The 317-nt window shown below is 69.7% G+C and carries 1 protein-coding gene; it reads left to right on the top strand.

Annotated elements, in window-relative coordinates; all coding sequences use genetic code 11:
- Positions 1-24 precede the first annotated feature (24 nt).
- On the top strand, positions 25-317 hold a 293-nt coding region (locus tag FF041_RS23375; RefSeq protein WP_323392483.1), incomplete at its 3' end, for a hypothetical protein.

The raw sequence follows: 317 nt of genomic DNA, 5'->3' as shown, positions 1-317 counted from the left end.
GTGGGTGGGGTGGCTGCGGGTCGGGTGGTGAAGCGGGTCAAGGAGCAGATACGGGCGGTTCCGGGCGATGGTCTGGGGTACGGGATGCTGCGGTATCTCAACCCGGAGACCGCGCCGGAGCTGGCCGCGCTCCCCACCGCGCAGATCGGCTTCAACTACCTCGGCCGATTCGCGAGCCGTGACGGTGACTGGCAACTGGCCGGTGAAGCGGGGCTGGGCGAAGGCATCGACAGCCGGGCCGTGGTCATGCACCCCCTGGAGGCCGAAGGCGTCGTACACGACCGTGAGAACGGCCCCGAGCTCACCCTGACCCTGGC

Source organism: Streptomyces jumonjinensis (assembly GCF_009600885.1).
GTDB lineage: Bacteria > Actinomycetota > Actinomycetes > Streptomycetales > Streptomycetaceae > Streptomyces > Streptomyces jumonjinensis.
Note: the sequence above shows the minus strand (reverse complement) of the source record. Positions and strands in the feature narration are given on the sequence as shown.